This is a genomic window from Euzebyella saccharophila, assembly GCF_014855495.1.
Classification (GTDB): domain Bacteria; phylum Bacteroidota; class Bacteroidia; order Flavobacteriales; family Flavobacteriaceae; genus Euzebyella; species Euzebyella saccharophila.
The window spans coordinates 191,793-210,532 of sequence record NZ_JACYFJ010000002.1 but is presented as its reverse complement, the minus strand read 5'-3'; the positions used below and the strand labels follow the sequence as shown (position 1 = coordinate 210,532).

Annotated in this window: 19 protein-coding genes; 12 read left to right on the top strand and 7 right to left on the bottom strand. The window is 36.9% G+C overall.

What is annotated here, in order from left to right; genetic code table 11:
- The first annotated feature begins 4 nt into the window (after positions 1-4).
- Complete coding sequence (locus tag IL355_RS07345; protein WP_192461532.1) at positions 5-847, top strand: 1,4-dihydroxy-2-naphthoyl-CoA synthase; 843 nt, start codon at positions 5-7, stop codon at positions 845-847.
- A 203-nt stretch (positions 848-1,050) separates the two neighbouring features.
- Here IL355_RS07345 and IL355_RS07340 read toward each other — a convergent pair whose 3' ends face one another.
- Complete coding sequence (locus IL355_RS07340; protein WP_192461531.1) at positions 1,051-2,379, bottom strand: serine hydrolase domain-containing protein; 1,329 nt, start codon at positions 2,377-2,379, stop codon at positions 1,051-1,053.
- Between the two features lie 175 nt (positions 2,380-2,554).
- Here IL355_RS07340 and IL355_RS07335 point away from each other — a divergent pair, with 175 nt between their 5' ends.
- Genes IL355_RS07335 through IL355_RS07320 form a run of 4 tightly spaced genes read left to right on the top strand, consistent with a single transcriptional unit; the run spans position 2,555 to position 6,642 of the window.
- On the top strand, positions 2,555-4,090 hold the full coding sequence (locus IL355_RS07335) for an FG-GAP repeat domain-containing protein (RefSeq protein WP_192461530.1): 1,536 nt from the start codon (positions 2,555-2,557) through the stop codon (positions 4,088-4,090).
- Complete coding sequence (locus IL355_RS07330; protein ID WP_192461529.1) at positions 4,080-4,493, top strand: 3D domain-containing protein; 414 nt, start codon at positions 4,080-4,082, stop codon at positions 4,491-4,493. The genes IL355_RS07335 and IL355_RS07330 overlap by 11 nt, the downstream gene beginning before the upstream one ends.
- A gap of 4 nt (positions 4,494-4,497) precedes the next feature.
- Entirely contained in the window at positions 4,498-5,169 is a 672-nt protein-coding gene (locus IL355_RS07325) for a peptidoglycan recognition protein family protein (RefSeq protein ID WP_192461528.1), read from the top strand.
- A 3-nt stretch (positions 5,170-5,172) separates the two neighbouring features.
- Positions 5,173-6,642 (top strand): M14 family metallopeptidase, encoded by a 1,470-nt coding sequence (locus tag IL355_RS07320; RefSeq protein WP_192461527.1) that lies wholly within the window; start codon positions 5,173-5,175, stop codon positions 6,640-6,642.
- A 389-nt stretch (positions 6,643-7,031) separates the two neighbouring features.
- Here IL355_RS07320 and IL355_RS07315 read toward each other — a convergent pair whose 3' ends face one another.
- The gene (locus IL355_RS07315) at positions 7,032-7,859 is read right to left on the bottom strand and encodes an OmpA/MotB family protein (RefSeq protein ID WP_192461526.1); all 828 of its coding nucleotides are present in this window, start codon (positions 7,857-7,859) and stop codon (positions 7,032-7,034) included.
- A gap of 222 nt (positions 7,860-8,081) precedes the next feature.
- Positions 8,082-9,173 carry a vWA domain-containing protein gene (locus IL355_RS07310; protein WP_192461525.1) on the bottom strand — a complete coding sequence of 364 codons (1,092 nt, stop codon included), beginning with the start codon at positions 9,171-9,173 and terminating at the stop codon, positions 8,082-8,084.
- Between the two features lie 236 nt (positions 9,174-9,409).
- Here IL355_RS07310 and IL355_RS07305 point away from each other — a divergent pair, with 236 nt between their 5' ends.
- The 4 genes from IL355_RS07305 (at position 9,410) to IL355_RS07290 (ending at position 12,427) form a co-directional block, all read left to right on the top strand.
- Positions 9,410-10,420 carry an XdhC family protein gene (locus IL355_RS07305; protein WP_192461524.1) on the top strand — a complete coding sequence of 337 codons (1,011 nt, stop codon included), beginning with the start codon at positions 9,410-9,412 and terminating at the stop codon, positions 10,418-10,420.
- A complete protein-coding gene (locus IL355_RS07300) occupies positions 10,420-11,028 on the top strand; it encodes a nucleotidyltransferase family protein (protein ID WP_225621148.1) in 609 nt (202 codons plus the stop codon). The genes IL355_RS07305 and IL355_RS07300 overlap by 1 nt, the downstream gene beginning before the upstream one ends.
- A 117-nt stretch (positions 11,029-11,145) precedes the next feature.
- Positions 11,146-12,159: a M4 family metallopeptidase gene (locus IL355_RS07295; RefSeq protein ID WP_192461522.1), complete on the top strand. Its 1,014-nt coding sequence runs from the start codon at positions 11,146-11,148 to the stop codon at positions 12,157-12,159.
- 1 nt (position 12,160) lies between these two features.
- Positions 12,161-12,427, top strand: a complete 267-nt coding sequence (locus tag IL355_RS07290; RefSeq protein WP_192461521.1) for a protealysin inhibitor emfourin — start codon at positions 12,161-12,163, stop codon at positions 12,425-12,427.
- Positions 12,428-12,436: 9 nt separating this feature from the next.
- Here IL355_RS07290 and IL355_RS07285 read toward each other — a convergent pair whose 3' ends face one another.
- The gene (locus IL355_RS07285) at positions 12,437-12,580 is read right to left on the bottom strand and encodes a hypothetical protein (RefSeq protein ID WP_192461520.1); all 144 of its coding nucleotides are present in this window, start codon (positions 12,578-12,580) and stop codon (positions 12,437-12,439) included.
- A 197-nt stretch (positions 12,581-12,777) separates the two neighbouring features.
- Positions 12,778-13,404 (bottom strand): GntR family transcriptional regulator, encoded by a 627-nt coding sequence (locus IL355_RS07280; protein WP_192461519.1) that lies wholly within the window; start codon positions 13,402-13,404, stop codon positions 12,778-12,780.
- Positions 13,405-13,665: 261 nt separating this feature from the next.
- On the opposite strand from IL355_RS07280, the gene IL355_RS07275 reads away from it, so the two are divergent.
- On the top strand, positions 13,666-14,478 hold the full coding sequence (locus IL355_RS07275) for a hypothetical protein (protein ID WP_192461518.1): 813 nt from the start codon (positions 13,666-13,668) through the stop codon (positions 14,476-14,478).
- A 488-nt stretch (positions 14,479-14,966) separates the two neighbouring features.
- On the opposite strand, the gene IL355_RS07270 is transcribed toward IL355_RS07275, so the two are convergent.
- A complete protein-coding gene (locus IL355_RS07270; RefSeq protein ID WP_192461517.1) occupies positions 14,967-16,442 on the bottom strand; it encodes a c-type cytochrome in 1,476 nt (491 codons plus the stop codon).
- A 293-nt stretch (positions 16,443-16,735) separates the two neighbouring features.
- On the opposite strand from IL355_RS07270, the gene IL355_RS07265 reads away from it, so the two are divergent.
- Positions 16,736-16,942 (top strand): hypothetical protein, encoded by a 207-nt coding sequence (locus tag IL355_RS07265; protein ID WP_187458963.1) that lies wholly within the window; start codon positions 16,736-16,738, stop codon positions 16,940-16,942.
- 265 nt (positions 16,943-17,207) lie between these two features.
- On the opposite strand, the gene IL355_RS07260 is transcribed toward IL355_RS07265, so the two are convergent.
- Positions 17,208-17,945: a phytanoyl-CoA dioxygenase family protein gene (locus tag IL355_RS07260; protein ID WP_192461516.1), complete on the bottom strand. Its 738-nt coding sequence runs from the start codon at positions 17,943-17,945 to the stop codon at positions 17,208-17,210.
- A gap of 161 nt (positions 17,946-18,106) precedes the next feature.
- Here IL355_RS07260 and IL355_RS07255 point away from each other — a divergent pair, with 161 nt between their 5' ends.
- Positions 18,107-18,733: an SDR family oxidoreductase gene (locus IL355_RS07255; protein WP_192461515.1), complete on the top strand. Its 627-nt coding sequence runs from the start codon at positions 18,107-18,109 to the stop codon at positions 18,731-18,733.
- The last annotated feature ends 7 nt before the right edge of the window (positions 18,734-18,740 follow it).

Below are 18,740 nucleotides of genomic sequence, written 5' to 3'. Positions count from 1 at the left end.
TATTATGCGTAAAGCAAATTGGCAAACAGCCATAGAATTTGAAGATATTACCTATAAGAAAAGTAATGGCGTAGCACGTATAGCTTTCAATAGACCTGATGTACGAAATGCTTTTAGACCCAAAACTACAAGTGAACTTTACAAAGCGTTTTATGATGCCCAAGAAGATACCTCTATAGGTGTGGTTCTATTATCAGCGGAAGGTCCATCCACAAAAGATGGCGTTTATTCATTTTGCAGTGGGGGCGACCAAAAGGCTAGGGGAGAGCAGGGCTATGTAGGCGATGATGGAATGCACAGACTCAATATCTTGGAAGTACAAAGGCAAATCAGGTTTATGCCAAAGGTAGTTATTGCCGTAGTACCAGGATGGGCCGTTGGTGGCGGACATAGTCTGCATGTAGTTTGCGATATGACACTTGCTAGCAAGGAACATGCTATTTTTAAGCAAACCGATGCGGATGTCACCAGTTTTGATGCAGGTTACGGTTCTGCGTATCTAGCTAAAATGGTGGGACAAAAAAAAGCACGTGAGATTTTCTTTTTAGGGAGAAATTATTCTGCCCAAGAGGCTTATGAGATGGGAATGGTGAATGCGGTAGTACCTCATGAGCAACTGGAAGAAACGGCCTATCAATGGGCTCAAGAGGTATTGGAGAAATCTCCAACCTCCATTAAAATGCTCAAATTTGCCATGAATTTAACGGATGATGGCATGGTGGGCCAGCAAGTTTTTGCAGGCGAAGCAACTAGACTCGCCTATGGCACAGAAGAAGCAAAAGAAGGCCGAAATGCCTTTTTGGAAAAAAGAAAACCCAATTTTGGTAAAAATAAATGGATTCCTTAATGCTTCTACAAAGATATTTCATGAAAAAAGCCTTCTTAATTGAAGGCTTTTTTACGAGAACACACTATATGAAAAAATTAACTCCTGCATTAATTCTTTTATAAACTTATAGTAACTGTTCCAAACTTTAAAAGATATGTTGCCAGTTTAAGTATAATTGTTGTGAATAGGACATTTTTATAAATCAAACTAGCTTGAAAAACTTATTCGAATGCCGCAAGGACATTTTTAAGAAAGTAATTGAAATCAAAATCCGGACTTTCTGCTAACCCGGTTCTCACAATTACCAAATCCTTAGAGGGGATGATAAAAACTCTTTGACCTTGATAACCGTTTGCCGAATACATATCTGCAGGTGCATCTGGAAACTTTTTCTCTGCATTGAGCCAAAAATGTCCACCATACGTTCCATTTGAATGTTCCGTTGGCCTGGTAATGTATTTTATCCAGTTTTCATCAAATAATTGTTCCCCATTCCAATTTCCATTGTTTAAATATAATAGTCCAAATTTTGCCCAGTCCCTGGTATTTGCCCACGCATAGGATGAACCTACATAATTCCCTGCTTGGTCAGTTTCAATTATCATCGAATTCATACCAATTTTATCAATAAGGCTGGCATATGGAAAATCCATGTATTCTTGGTGTGACTTAAATTGCTTCCTTAAAATGCCGGATAACAGATTGGAGGTTCCAGAAGAGTAATTCCATATTTCCGTGGGTGGTGCCAAAGATTTCTTTTTTGCCTGGCCAACCGTCATATCCGTATCTAAAAAGAGCATTTTGGTAACATCGGAAATACTGGTATAATCCTCTTCCCATTCCAATCCGCTCTGCATTCTTAACAAATGGTTCAAGGTTATGTTCTTGCGTTCATCACTTTGCCATTCTGAGATGGGGGCAGCATGATTAAGGTCAATTTTATTCTCATATTCCAGAATACCGTATAAAGTAGCCATAACGCTTTTGGTCATGCTCCAGCCAAGAATAGGAGTTTGGTGGTCAAAACCTTTGGTATAACGCTCTGCCACAATCTGATTTTTATAAGCCACAAGAACCGTCCTTGTTTTTTGAACATCCGGGTTTTCAAAAGCCTTGTCCAAAGCGTAGTCCAAAAGTCCGTAATCTACATTATTAAATATTGTATCCTTTGGTGGTCCATCACCATAAGGAAAAGGCATTCGGTTGGCTTTTTTACTTCTCCGTGGGACTGTAATTTTAGAATTTTCATCAAACTCTTCATTGATCAACATGCATCCGATACCATCAAAACAAACTGCTTCCCTGTTCATTAGACCAAAAACCGAAGCTCTTGCTCTGGCATCCTCCACATCTACCGTAGCCAGTTTAATTAGGGGCACATTATTATCATTTACCGTAACGGATGCCGGAGTTCTATCTGTCAAAAAAACGGTAGATGCCATATTTTTAGAGGCATACCCAGATATGATATTTAGCTTAGGATATTGCGTGTAAACTACAATTGCCACTAGAATGACAAGAACCAATAATATTCGTTTGAATAACTTCATGAGAAATTAAAAGAAAAGGTTTGATTAGGTAAAAATAGAAATTTGAGCATTTAAATATCTATTTAAATTCCTGACCAGTACAATTACCTCGAAATAATTTATGCTGTTTTGAACCTTTGGTAGTACAACCTCCAAAAATAAAATAGGTACCTTTCCATTTACTAAAGAGATGTATATGGCTACTGTGTATAGGTGGGTTTTAATGTTAATTCCGTTATTGTTTATATCCCTTTCATGTAAAAAAACAACAGAAGAAAAACAACAGGCCCTTTATCAAAATTATTGTGCAAGCTGCCATATGCTACCTAGTTTAGAAGCCCTTCCAAAACATCTTTGGGAACAAGAGGTACTCCCTGATATGGCGGCACGACTGGGAATAAGGGATTCTATCAATGACCCTTACAAAAACCTTTCTTTGGTGGAACAAGGGGCCATATTGAAAACCAATGTGTACCCAACGGACCCACTGTTGCCAATGGAAGATTGGGAAATGCTAAAACAATACATAATTGAAAATGCACCCAAAGAACTTCCTAATATTAAAAAGAGAGAATTAAAGGAATTAACACAATTTTCGGTTAAGAATATCGCAATTGACTCATTAAATGGAAGTGCAATTTCATATTTAAAATATGACTCCACAGACCATAAAATTTTCATGGGAACCATGCGAGGAAAGCTATCAAAATATAACCCAAGAAAAGATTCCTTAGAACTTATATTGCGTGCCGGCAGTACAATAACCCATTTTTCACAAAATGTGGATACCACTTATTTAACTACCATTGGTTTTCTATTACCTTCTGAAATACCAACTGGGGACTTGGGAATTAAACAAGGAAATAAGATTAGGAGCTTGCCCCAAAAGCTTCATAGACCCGTTCATACACTAATTCATGATTTTAATTCTGATGGTAAAGATGAAATTTTAATAAGTGAATTTGGAGATTTAAAAGGGCAATTATCATTATGGAAAAAAAATGAGCAGGGGCATTTTATAGAATCTATTCTACTACATCAACCAGGAGTGATCAAGACAATTGCTAAGGATTTGAACAGGGACGGCAAAGATGATATTATAGTATTAACATCTCAAGGAGAGGAGGGGATATCCATTTTTTATCAGTCAAAGGATTTAACTTTTAAATCTGAACAAGTACTTCGATTTCCTCCCAATTACGGCTCCAGTTGGTTTGAATTGGTTGATTTTGACAACGATGGGGATTTGGACATACTTACCGCTCATGGAGACAATGCGGATAAAACCTACACCATGAAACCTTATCATGGAATGAGAATTCATTTAAATAACGGGCAAAATCAATTTAAAGAATCGTTTTTCTACCCCATGAATGGATGCACCCGCATATTAGCAGAAGATTTTGATGGTGACAATGATATAGATATTGCCCTCCTTTCTACGTTTCCGGATTATAAGGACCACTCAGATGAATCCTTTATCTACTTAGAAACAATGGATGCTAAAAATTTTAAATTTGAAGCCTACAAATTGCCAGAGCCTAATGATGGCCGGTGGTTTCTGATGGATGTGGGAGATATTGATAAGGATGGAGATGAAGATTTGATGATAAGCTCGCTAACTTATGCCTATAGTCCTATTCCTGAAAGTCTTGAAAATAAGTGGAAAAACGAGAATGTTGATCTAATTCTTTTAGAAAATAACTATGTAAATAAGAAAGATGAGAACTAGGCTCCACATATATGTAGTTCTGGCAGTATTCATTTATTCCTGTAGTTCTACGGATAAAGGGTACATCTGGAAAACAAAAGAGGTAATGGTTTCAGCTTATAATTCCACTAAAGCACAAACAGATGGGCAACCCAATATTGCGGCATGGGGAGATACTTTAAAACCAGACCAAAAATCCATAGCCGTTTCAAGAAATTTGATTCCCCTAGGCTTTAATTACAATACTCAGGTTAAGATAGATGGATTAGAAGGGATATATTTGGTCAAGGATAAAATGCATTATAGATGGCGAAATAAGATTGATGTATTTATGGGCTTGGACGTGGAAAAAGCACGAAACTGGGGAAAAAAGAAACTAAAAGTTCAGTATAGAGTAAAAAAAGATAGTATCGAAAATGAATAGAAAAATGAAAATAGGGGCAATTGTCATTATAATGGTTATCAGCAATATGGTGGTATCATGTTCCTCTTCCAATAAAGTTGTGGACAGGCCAATTGTCTTTAATGAGCAAAGAATGCAATTGACTTCAGAATATATGCAAAACCGATATGGCCTGGAACAAGAACAGCCTATTATTGACCCAAAGATGATTGTTTTGCATTGGACGGCCATACCTACCTTAGAGGGTTCTTTTGATGCTTTTAATGAACCTACGCTTCCCAATTGGCGCCCGGATATCAATTCTGTTAGCGGTCTTAATGTCTCCTCCCATTTTCTTGTGGATCAAGATGGTACCATTTATAGGCTTATGCCAGAGAATATCATGGGCAGGCATGTTATTGGTCTTAACCATACGGCTTTGGGCGTAGAAAACGTAGGAGGTACCAAGGACACCCCTTTAACGGAAGCACAACTTCAAGCCAATATTTGGTTGGTAAGACACTTGGCAAAGAAATATGATATTGAATATGTCATTGGTCACTATGAATATACCCATTTTGAGGGACATCCGTTATGGCTAGAAGTAGACGACAGTTACCGCACAACAAAGACAGATCCAGGCGAAGACTTTATGGAAAAAGTTAGAGCCGCTACCCAAAATTTAAATTTTAAACCTGTACCTAAAAAAATCAAGTAATACATGAAACTAGTAGTTTTTACCATCCTTTTTTTTAGTCTGAATCTTATTTTCTCCCAAAACAACGATATTACGGAGAGCCTATATGATACTTACGAAAAGTACAAGGAACCCAGCCTAAAGAAACGTAGAATAAAACACCAGCAAGTAGTAAGTTTAATTGAAAAGTTCAAGAACAAAAATGGATTTACAGTTAAAAAAGTAGGCGAATCTATAGAAGGGAGGTCCCTAAACTTAGTTTCTATAGGAACGGGAGAGACCAGTGTATTTTTGTGGTCTCAAATGCATGGGGATGAACCCACTGCCACCCAAGCTATTTTTGATATTTTTAATTTTTTGGATAGTGAGGATTTTACGCAGCAGAAACAAGCAATTTTAGAGAATTGTACCCTCCATTTTCTACCCATGCTAAATCCTGACGGGGCAGAAGTCTATCAAAGGCGCAACAAATTGGGCATAGATATTAATCGCGATGCCTTAAGATTGCAATCTCCAGAAGGACGGACTTTAAAAAGAGTGCGAGATAGCTTAGATGCGGATTTTGGTTTTAACCTTCATGACCAGAGTACCTATTACAATGCCGAAAGAACCGAAAAGCCTGCTACCATTTCATATTTGGCTCCGGCTTACAACTATGAGAAAGAAATAAATAAAGTGCGTGCAAATGCAATGAGGGTCATTGTTTTTATGAATGACATCATACAAAAATATGCTCCCGGACAAGTGGGAAGGTACAACGATGATTTTGAACCTAGGGCATTTGGGGATAATATACAGAAATGGGGTACAAGTGCCATTTTAATTGAATCTGGCGGATATCCCAATGATGTGGAAAAACAAGAAATTAGAAAGCTTAATTACGTTTCTATACTTTCGGCCATCTATACCATTGCCAATGCCAGTTATCAAGATATTGATACTAAGAGATATGAGGATATCCCGGAAAACGACCGCAAACTATTCGATTTAAAAATCAGTAATGCCACACTTCCCCTGTTAGGAAAAAAATATATAATTGATGTAGCCGCTAACCGTTTGGAAGTGGACAAGGACAAGCATGATGATTTTTGGTATAGCAGTAGAATTTTAGAGGTGGGCGATCTATCTACCTACTATGGGTACGAGTCCTTTGATGCAAGCGGGTACACCATAGTTCCGGGGAAAATTTATCCAGAGACTCAAAAGTCCATTGAAAGTGTTGAAAATCTTGATCTTCAATTTTTACTTAAATCAGGCTATACTTATGTTAAGTTAGGTACCATTGATAAACAAAAACTATCTTCTCCCTTTCCGGTACATTTAGTTTCTGAAAATTATAAACTGCCCGAGTTTAAAATTGAAATAGGTGCCAACCCAACCTTTTTACTACAAAAGAACAATGCGATTGAATTCGCGATTATTAACGGGTTTCTCATTGACCTTAATAATTTTAAGACAGCGAAACAACTTAAGAACGCAATGATATATAGGTAAATATATTAGTAAGAGAATTGCACATTTAAATTTGAACCCTTAAAAAGTAGAAGGTAGTAGCTTATAAAAACGGTAATGGTTATGCAAATAAACAGTATCAATGTTCCTATTTGGTACCATTTGGGCATTCCGTTTAAAGAACTGTTTTTTATTATAGTGTTCAATACATCCATAGTTTTAAATTTTAAATTAAAACATAGCTTATTCTTTTTGGATGTAGGCCTTTGAAATGTAGAAATGGGGGTTTCTAATTATTAAACAATTAGTCAAAAGAAAACCCTAATCGATTCTTCAAATTATCGAAAATAAAAACAAGAAAAAAGGGAGAACCGCTAAGTTCTCCCTTTTCCCAGATTATTAACACTGGTTATTAAACCAATTTAATGCAATTATAAGGTTTCTGCATCTAATAATGCAAAAAATTTGTCCAAATTTGGTAAAATAACAATTTTAGTACGACGGTTTTTTGCCATATTCTCTCTAGAATCATTCTCAACTAAAGGCATATAGCTACTTCTACCGGCAGCAATCATTTTTGCAGGATCCACGTTGTATTTGCTCTGTAAAATATCAACCACAGAAGTAGCTCTCTTTACACTTAGGTCCCAATTGTTGCGAAACATAGCTGTATTGATGGTTCTAGAATCTGTATGACCTTCTACCATTACTTCCATACTTTCTTCAGAATTGATTACCTCTGCAAGTTTTTCAAGGATTTTATGGGCCTTACTGCTAACTCTATAGCTTCCGCTGTTAAAAAGTAACTTATCTGAAATGTTGATCATAACAACCGTCTTGTCGATATCTACATCAATATCATCCTCATCATCAGAAATTGATTTTTTAAGATTGTAAGAAACAGCAAGGTTCATGGAATCTTGTAGTGTCTTAGCTTCGGCCAATTTTGCTGGATCTACATTTTTTAATGTAGCTCTCATTTTCTTTTTGGTATTGTTGCTCATGACCGCAACATCATCCACACTGGTATATTGACTATCATTAACTTCTTTTAAAGAGCTAATCTTGTTGTTGTACTCTTCTACGCGTGCTTCAATTTTTGCCATTTTACCCTCCAACTCCTCTTTTTCTACCTGAGTTTTGGTCAATGCACTTTGGGTTTCAGAAAGATCGGTTTCCAAAGCAGTATATTTTTTCTTGGAAACACAAGATGCTAAAACAGCCATGGAAAGTGTACCTACAATAATTGATTTCTTCATTTTGTATTATTTAAATTATATGGTTCTCATTCAGGACTTAAATACGGGGAAGAAATAATTTTAGATGTTAAAGAGGTATTAACACCCAACGTTTCCTTCTAATCATTTCATTAAAAATTATTTTAATTTTCTGATTTACAAGTTTATAAATTCAAAATTGTCATAAATAAAAAAAGTGCCCCTAAGGACACTTTTTCATACATTTTATAAAGCTAATGTTGCTTATTCACATCCACCTGTGAAGCCATTTGCACTAAATTTTGTTTGAACGGCTCCTTGCAAACTTCCATTTTTTACTTGTATGGCAAGGTTACTTTCACCACTTCCATCCCTTTTTGGGCTGCAATATTCAAAAAGATAAAAACTATTGGCCCTTTCCGAAACCTTATCCGAGATATTTTTAAAGGTATTTTCCAAATCCTCCTTATTAGTCGCGAATTCGCTAGACGTTTTTCCGAGGTCTGTAAGCACTTGCGTATCAATCTCAGTTCCCAATCCAATCGTAAAGAAAGAGATATTAGGGTTGGCATTATCTACACGCTTTTGAGCATCTTCTTTTTTATACCTGGAAGCCTGATCGGTACCGTCCGTAAAAATAACCAAGGAAGCCGCACCAATTTTATCACCTTCAGTACTTTCGTTAAGTAAATCGTTGGCAATTTCACTTGATTTTATAACTGCTCCGTACAAGTCTGTAGACGGGTCATTGCTAATATCTTCCGTAATCCCCTCGATAGAAGTGGTCAGTTCCTCTTTAGAAGGTGTCAATTCATTCAACACATGTAGTTTGTTCTCCCCATTAAACCAATAAATGGCCATTTTATAGGATTCTTGGGCCGGAGTTGGCATAACCGTATTTACAAAACTAATACTAGCAGTTTTAAGTTCTTCCAAACTCGTTTCCAAAACACTGGCACTAAGATCGAGAACCAGAATAGTATTATTGGTGAAAATTTGGGAATTAGGTGAAATTCTTGCTTTGGACTCAGAAGTTGAAATTGTACCAAAGCACTCATCATTTCTACCTTGTTCATAGATGGTAAACTGATCGGCACTTAGTCCAGAAACAGGGTTTCCATTAGAATCGGATACTTTAAAAAATACAGAAACTTTACCTGGGGGAGTGGTGTACTGATCCTGAATGGAAAGAACAAGGTCGTTCTCGCCAAGATCAAGACACTCATCCACCGGTTTTCCTTCACCAAGGCCATCACCCGGGTCTATGGCAAAATTTACATCGTCATCAGCATTTCCACAAGAAACAACAGTTGCAACAGACAAGAATAAAAGGAAAAACTTGTATGGGATTTTCATTTTCAATTATTTTATGGTTCAACCAACAGAACGGCGAAAATTCATTTAAAGTATGGGACTACAAAAATTCTAGTGTTAAACATTGTTAAGGTTTTTTCAACAAATACGTTATCTCAAAACCGTACGGAAAGAAAACAAAAAAATCTCGTACATTCCCGAATTCTTGGAATCCTATTAATTTTCATATCTTTTTTAAAGTTTTCAGGAGAATAAGAAAATCTTTTAAACCTCAGTAAATGACGCATGAACTAAAAGGCATTTTAGAAGCGTACCAAACCGCTACAACCAGTGGTTTAAAAGGTGTATTGGCTACTGTAGTACATCTTAAAGGTTCTTCCTATAGAAGACCAGGGGTGCGGATGTTTATTTTAGAAGATAATACTATGATCGGAGCAGTTAGCGGCGGTTGTGTGGAAAAGGAAATTCTTAGGCAATCACAATCTGTATTTAAAGCTGGAATTCCTAAAATGATGACCTATGACGGTAGATACCGCTTAGGATGCGAAGGGGTTTTGTACATCTTAATTGAACCTTTTCAACCTAACAAAGAACTTCTCTCAATTTTAAATCAATGCATGGCCTCAAGAATGGATTTTAGCCTCGTATGTTCTTATACAAAGGAAGAGGGCGAAAGCTCCCAATTGGGTTCTTTTCTAAAATTGAACGACAAACTATATCCTTTTCAACCTAATAATAAAGTTGCTAGTGACATTTCCCTTTTTGAACAAAAGATGTCCTCCTGTTTTCAACTGATTATTGTTGGTGCGGAACATGATGCCGTACAATTGTGTACGGTTGCTTCTATGACAGGGTGGGAGGTGACTATTGTTGCTTCGGCTACGGAAGAAAAAGACATTTCTTATTTCCCCGGTGCAAAAGAGTTGATTTCGGCAGAACCTGAAATGTTGACTATAAATTCTATTGATAACCAAACCGCCGTAGTTTTGATGACACATAGTTATGTAAAGGATTTAAAATATCTATTAAGGTTGAAGGATGAAAGGCCAGCATATCTTGGATTACTAGGGCCTGCCGATCGTAGGGAGAAATTATTAAATGAGCTTATGGAATATGCTCCTGAAGTTGAGGATAGTTTTTTTGACGCCATTCATGGTCCAGCAGGTTTGAACATAGGCGCTGAAACAGCGCAGGAAATTGCTATTTCTATTGTTTCTGAGGTTTTATCGGTAATTCGCTCAAGAAACCCCATAAAACTTAAGGACAAAATCGGAAGAATCCATAATTAATGGATAATCCGAAGAAAAAAATAGCACTTTTGATTTTAGCGGCGGGTAATTCCTCCCGCATGGGTACAATCAAACAGCTCCTGCCTTGGAAAAAGACCACACTACTTGGCATTGCAATCGAGAATGCCGTGGCGAGCAACAGCGAAAATATCTATGTAGTTTTGGGTGCCTACGAACCTGAAATACGAATACATATACCGGAAAACGGGTTTAGATATGTAGTGAATCCAGATTGGGAATCAGGTATGGGCGGTTCTATAGCAACGGGAGTTGAACATATTTTGAACGAGCAGAAAGGGACAACCGGAATTCTTATCATGCTGGCGGATCAACCCATGGTAGATACCTTACTTTTAAATCAGCTTATGGAGAAGTTTTTCAATTCTTCAAAAAACATCATAGCCTGTGAATACGATAAAAATGTGGGTGTTCCCGCCCTTTTTGGAAGGGAATTCTTTGAACAACTTTCCAATTTAGGAACCAAGACAGGAGCCCAAACCATCATTTCACTAAACCCGCAAGAAGTCTGTTCCATAAAATTACATCAAAAAGCCATGGACATCGATACCCAAGAGGAATACCTGCAGCTTCTAAAAAGGATGAATTAAACAAGGCCATCAGTTTGCTACCACAGCTAGCAAATATTAACTAAAAGGTTAACTAACAATATTTGTTTTAAATATGAAAAGGGCCGAACTTGTAGTTACTATCCCTAAATCAATAGTATGTGCTCAACCAAATGCTTTATAATTCCCCCACATATATTAGAAGAACTTGCGAAGCGGGGAAACAGCAGTTGTAAAAAAACATTGAATGATACCGCTAGAATCACCGAAAAAAGGCAAACGGCTCTAAATCACTTATTACAGAGGGAACACCAAGAAAGCAGGGGTGACCGGTATATTTATGATTGCAAAAACACCTATCAACAGCGGGTAGAACTTATAATAGAGGAAGGCGGCGAATTTATTAAGGATGAAACGGCCAACGAGGCCTATAAAACCTCTGGCTTTGTAAGAGACTATTTTAAAAATGCTTTTGGTCTTAATTCGATAGATGGTAACGGTTTGGACATCATTTCTAACATTCATTACGGAGAGAACTATAACAACGCCTATTGGGACGGTGATGAAATGACCTATGGAGATGGTGACGGAAAAGAATTTACAGATTTTGCAAGCGCAATTGATGTAGTGGCCCATGAGCTTGCCCACGGGGTAACGCAATTTCTTTCGAATCTAGAATACCAGAGCCAGCCTGGGGCCTTAAATGAACATTTTTCAGATGTTTTTGGGACAGTAATTAAGCAAAAGTATCTAAATCAAACCGTAGAAGAGGCCGATTGGTTAATTGGAGATAGCGTAGTTACCGAAGAATTCCCTGGGGTGGCCATTAGGTCAATGAAAGCGCCCGGCACCGCCAATGAATTCGACAGCCAACCAGATCATATGGACAACTATTATAATGGTATGGCGGATAATCAAGGTGTCCATATTAATTCAGGTATACCCAATAAGGCATTTTATTTAAGCTGTATGGAGTTGGGACTGGATGATTGCGCTCTAATTTGGTTTCAAACGCTCAAAGCACTTTGGCGAACGGCTAATTTTAATGATATGTTGGAAACTATATTGGCAACGGCCCAAAACTTAACGGAAGAAGGTAACGTTTCTGAGAGGTCTGTAGAGGTCCTAAGTAAAAGCTTTTCAGCAGTTGGCATAATTTCAATAGTCGTATAGAATGCGGTATAGAATAGAAATATCGGGTGGATTTTCGGGCATTCCCAAAACCTATGAGGGAAGGGCCAATATTGAAAAAGAGCAATTGGAAAAGATAATCCATTACTTGGAAGAGAATACCAACGAATCAAACCCTGATCTAAGGGATGGACAGCAGTATTCGTTTCAAATAGAAGAGGGTACTCAAAGTCATTCCGCGTTATTTACGGAAAAAAGTCTTCCAACCGAGTTAAGACAACTATTGGAACAACTTGCGCACCCAAATTAAGGACAAGCGCTATTTTTGGCTTGCAGTTTGAGTGCTTTCAGTATGACCGTAATCCTGAAAAATTCCACAAGAAATTTCCTTTTTTAACAAAGATTTTTCTTCGCTCGATTTCTTTTTAGCTAGGATTTCGATTTGTGGTGATAAATAACCCATAACCTCATTTTTAAATTGACATTCAAATAACGTCTAGTATCAACTTTTGTTATAAAAATTTCGATGTACTACTAAATCACGGGGTAAAATTACGGAAGTTTTGAATATCACATAACATTTTACAAATTGTTTGTGAAAAATTAATGCAAAACCAAATTTAAAGTTAAATATTTAACTGATTCTATAGAAATCAATCTTCATATTACAACAAGTTGTTTTTCCAAGTAATTTTGAATTAACATCCAATTCATTTTAAGGACCAGAATTGCAGAAGGAATATTATCATCTTCAATAGCGGAGATAATGGCATCATGCTGGTCATTAGAGTTATAGTGAAAAGAGTCATTGGCCATGAAGGCCCTTTCATAAAAGAATACACGGGTTTTTAGGTCTTTTAGAATTTGTTGAAAAACATCATTTTTATAATTCTTGGTAAGTAGCCTATGAAATTCCATATAAGCGTTAACCCGGTCAATAGAAGTTTTGGAGTGGGCTATTAAATCTCTCTGGGTCTTTAATTTTTCAATGGATTTAGCATCAAATTGCGATTCCTCCAATGCCAAAACCTCTAGATGGGCAACAAGCTCATAAAGATTTTTAGCTTCTTCAGGACTTACCTTAGAAATAACAAAGCCCCTGTTTTTAATCGATTTAACAATATTTGATTGTTGTAGTTGGGTAAGCGCTTCCCTAATTGGGGTAACACTAATTTTTAATTTACGCGAAACTGAGGCCAAATTGATATTTTGACCAGGCTGTAAGTTTCCTTTTTGCATTTCACTTAATAAATGTTCACGTACCCTATCCCTATAATTAATGACCATTTTCTTTATTTCTATGAACTATCGTATACGATTTAATTGGTATAAAGAAAAGGGTTTTATTTGGAATACAATAGGACCTATTTAAATAATAATGCTTGTACAAAATTTAAAGTTCGATATTAACTTTTAAAGAAAGAAGGTAAATTCTTACTTATAAGGACCTTTCTGGAATAAAGTAGTGCACTTCATCTAAAAAAAGAAATACCCAGTACTATACTGAAATAACCAACGTTTGTAGGGTATAAACCTAAAATTTTAAATATGAGCAATGTATTTTCCAATACTCGAAATGTTCTTTTGGCAACTGCCAGTGTAGCGCTTTTATTTAGTTGTAGTGATGAAGCAAAGGAAAGCATAGAAGAATTTCAAGAGGAACAAAAAGTCTCTAAGACAGAATTACAGACCATTCTAGAAACGGTTAATGTATCTGGAGAAGTAGATGAATTAGTATCTGAGTTATATGATATGGATAAATCCGGTAGCGCTGCCAAAGTAGAAGAAGAGTGTTACATTGTTGATTATTCGGATACTGGCTTTACCCTTAGTTTTGATGATTGCAGTGCCAAGGAAGATGGTGAACTACTAAATGGAACCATAAGTGTTGTTTATGGAGGAGATAATGAAAATTATGCCTTCACCGTAACATATAATGATTTAATGGTGGGCGATGTTTCAATAGATGGCACGCGAAGCTTTAAAATAAACAGTTCAGAAGAGGAGCAGTCTATAAGCTGGACGGTTTATAGTGATATGGATATTGTATTGGCAGATGGGGCCGAAGTTGCCGAGGAAGGTGAAAAAACAGTAGGCTTTGTCTTTGGTGAGGAATTTGGGAGCGGAGCCTTGACCTTAGATGGAGAGTGGATTTTGAAATCCGAAGGAAATACGTATATAGTTGATATTACCGAGATTCTGGAAGCCCAATTTGGATGTGAGCATTTTGGAAAAGGTGTTATGGCATTAAGCAAAAACGGACTTGAAGTATCCGTAAATTTTGGTGATGGCACATGCGATGATGTGGCTACTTTAATCTACCCTAACGAGGCTGAAGAAGAAATTTCTTTAAAGGACTAAGCTTCCTATGGACGTTAAAAAAGAAAGGGGCCCGCAAACGCGGGCCCCTTTCTTTTGTTGCTAATTTTATCGAGTGAAATTCCTATATTCGGCTCATTTCACCCGCTTGGTCACTCTAAAACTTGAAAAGTAGTTGAATGTTTTTGATTCCGTTGCTGTTTTTCTCATTGATGCTTTCATGATATTCGTTTTTTTGATGATGATTGATGAGTAAATAATTAATAAGAATTGGAGTGATTAGTTTCTTTTTTTAATTTTTTGGTCATACCAATAATCGGTATTCCAACAAAATCCAATGTTGTAATAAATTCGAGGTCGTCGCTGATGTGGATGTAATTTTCTCATGGTCGTTCGTTTTATAGATTGTTGTGATTGATTTCTATTTAAATGACGAACAATTGAAAAATTTGTTACAGCTGCAATTTTTAAAATTAAATTTTATGCTTTGTTTTACCTATTGAAATTTAATAATTTAAATCTCTAACACCCTATAAAGTCTTTAGGTACTCCAGAAGCGCTGCTCTTTCATCTGCTGTGAGAATATCGCCAAAAGTATGTCCTTCATTTCCATAGCCCTTTAAAGTGGTATCGTAGGTATATTTATCCTTTTTTGAAGCCTCTACCACATAATTCCAACCCAATTCATTGGTATTGTAATCACTACTATCAAAAGTACGACTCCAATAAATAGGTCTAGCGGTACTGTTTAAAACCAACTCCAATGTGGGTACAGAACCGTTGTGGAAATAAGGAGCCGTAGCCCAAATACCATCCAAAGGAGGAGCAATATACCCACCCTCTGCCTTAAATTCCAAAGGGTTCTCGTCTGTACCAAACCATCCGTTATTGAACCAGTCCAAGAAGTAATCGTTTATTTGAGATGGACCGGAATATCTATTGGAAAGAGCAGGGTCCGTTCCAATTGTATTTAGAGAAACCAGTAGATTAGGGTAGCTTTCGTTTTCACCATAAGTACCATGACACTTAACGCAGTGCTCAGCAAAAACAAGCGAACCTACACCGGCCAAATCAGTATCTATATCATTAGGGTAAGAAGGTGCCTCTATACTATAAATATAGGCCAAAACATCTGGCATTTTTTCATTTACTTCCTCGGCCTTTTCTTTTTCCGTAAGGGTCAATAAAGAAGAACCAATAAACGATTTACAAAAGTCTTTTCTTCCCAAACCATGGTAGAACATGGCATTTTTTTTCTTTAACAGCCACCAAGCGGGCACATCGGTAGGAATGATATCCTCATCTAAGGCCACGTAAGGGGAATCGGACCACTCCAAAGTATTCTTATCCCTATGGGATGCCAATACCTGAGTTATCCTATCCGCAGGATTCGCCCCTACAACTTCGGTTGTTGTGGTAGCTCCAATAGCTAATATACCTTTTCTAAATTGATCAAAAGCCTCCCATTCATCACTACCCTGTCCATATAAAAGGGATACACCCGTACTTACCATTTCAATATCGTTCGCCCGATTGATGGTAAAATCACCAGAGTGGTTACCAAGCCCCACCATTAGTTCATCATCTAAAAACCCAGAATGGCAAGACATACAATTGGGAGAAACTATTCTCACACCATTAGTTGCGGTAGCAGCAGTATAGTCATGGGGAATTATGGCGTTATCGCCATTACGGTCCAGAAGGTTTTGGTTATTTTCCCCGTTACCTGCTACAAAAACATCGTAAGGTACTCCAGAACTCATATATTCCCCGGATATCAAATATTCATATCCCAACGAAGCGTTACCTATACGTTGTGCTGAAGCTGGTATGGCATTGACCTCGATAATGGGCTCCTCTGGAGTATGTGACTCCGTACCTGGGTCTGGTGATGGAGATTCCGCTGTAGGATTTTCAATATCAGGATTACTTCCTTCACTTGAACATGAACTAAAAAAAACAAAACATACTAAAATTGCTACGTATACGGATCTGTTCAAATTCATTAATATTTTATTAAATTACACTGGAGTAGTAGACTTTATGAGTCTAATTTACAAATTAAAGAAGCTTATTTTTGCAAACATCGTGCTATTGAATAAATTATCGATAAATCACCTTCAACAAATACAATTCAAACATTTTACTCGGGCGTCATCGATTACAAATGATAGTTTGTTGTCAACATATTTAAACATTTGTTAAAGATATTAATTGAGAAAATGTCAATTTGTACCTTGCATTTTTATTAAAAGCATGTACTAAAATTTTGTATACGCACATTAAAACGACTACGCATATGGACTTACTTAACAGAGCTGCAGATTTTGAAAACAGAAAGTGGTCTGGTATGACCACCAGTGATAGAATTAATGCATCTCGTGAGGCCAAAGAATTAATTCTTTCCATCAATGAAGTTTACAAAAATACTAAAGATGAAACCTTAATGGATGTCATGAAAAGACTTACTGCCATTAAGAAAAAAATTGAAAAGAGACTTAGGTAACTCAAATTGGGAATTGAATTCCCATTTCACTTACTTTATTGCCGATTTTATTAAAGACTTTTTACTTTAGTAAAATATCAGTAAAAAAAATAAGTATTTTTAGTGAATGTGATTGATTTCATATCCACTGAAAATACTTTTTCTTTTTTACAGCAATATCTATTTTTTAGACTGAGGGACTCAAAAGACTAGAACTCCGCATTCCGGCGTATATGGCCAATGATAATTAGATTCATATTAAGGTGAGACTTAGAAAAGGATAGTATTAAACATTCAATATCTCCAAGGCCCTTTTACTAATTCTGTTTTTGGTTTCTTGAGTCAAATACCTACTCTGGTCTACCTGTTGCGGTTGATCGTCGGCACAGAAGTAACTATGAATGCTCCTCCTATCCTTGTCAGTTGTATTGGTAGTTCCCCCATGCCATACATGAGAGTTAAAAATTACCACAGAACCTGCAGGGGCGTTGATAATCAATTCTTCAGGATGAGTATCAAACGGGTTTTTCATAACCTCATCGGGTAATTGGCTGTGTTTATGGGTTCCGGGAACAATTCTTGTTGCACCGTTAAAATTTGTGAAGTCATCCAAAAGCCAAATGGAATTACAAACCTTATATCCTCCTTCGGCTACGGCATTTTTAAAATCAACATGCAATTTTTGAAGCCCCTTTCCTGGTTTGGCGGCTCGGTAATTCAACGATGAAAGTTTGTACTCTTGTCCCAGAACGGCCTCCATAGCGGCTAAAACTTTGGGATGCGTATAAAACACATCAAATACTTCTCCTTTGTTTACCAGATCGGCCAGTCTATCGGCTCCTTCTTCCTTCGGGTGCCTAATATATTTGGAATCGGCTAATTCACTTCCCGCATTTTCACCTTCGTCGGTCAATAATTCAGTAATTCTATTATTGACGGCTATTACTTCCTCTGGGGTTAACAATGGTCCCAAATTCAAATAACCGTTTTTTTCTAGGAAATCAATTTCTTCACTGGTCAGCATTGGTTTGAATTTTTTATAGGAAGATAAGCTATTGGTATAAATTATCAAATAAAACCATCATCCGGCAAACAATCTTTCGCATCCGTTAAGATTTATTTTTTCTGTGGCATTGAAGCCATTTTTCTCGGCTTAGCTTTGTAAATAATAAATATTAAAAGATAATGGAAAAAGTACTAGTAGCTGGTGCTCACGGTACCACAGGACAAAAAATAATAAGTTTATTAAAAGAATCCCAATATTTCACACCAATAGCCATGGTGAGAAATCAGGAACAGGCAGAAAGATTTAAGAGTAAGGGGGTCACATCGGTAGTGGCAGACCTCGAAAATGACCTAACGCACGCAACAAAGGGTGTGGACAAGGTAATTTTTGCAGCAGGTTCCAAGGGTAAAAATTTAAAGGCGGTTGACCAAGAAGGTGCCAAAAGATTAATTGACGCCTCAAAAACAAATGAAGTGAAAAAATTTGTGATGTTGAGTTCCATTGGAGCAGAACATCCCGAAAAGTCGGATCAACTGGTTGATTACCTGAAAGCCAAGCATAATGCAGATGAATACTTAAAGGATAGTGGCTTGAAATATGCGATTGTTAGGCCGGGAACCTTGAATAATGAAACAGGTAACGGTAAGATAAAATTAGCCGAGATTCTTGAAAGTAGAGGTGATATCCCAAGAGAAGATGTTGCACAGACGTTAGTACGTGCACTTCATGACGATACTGCCAATGATGCCGTATTTGAAATTATTACAGGCGAAGTACTCATTGGTGAAGCCTTAGATCAACTATAATAAATTT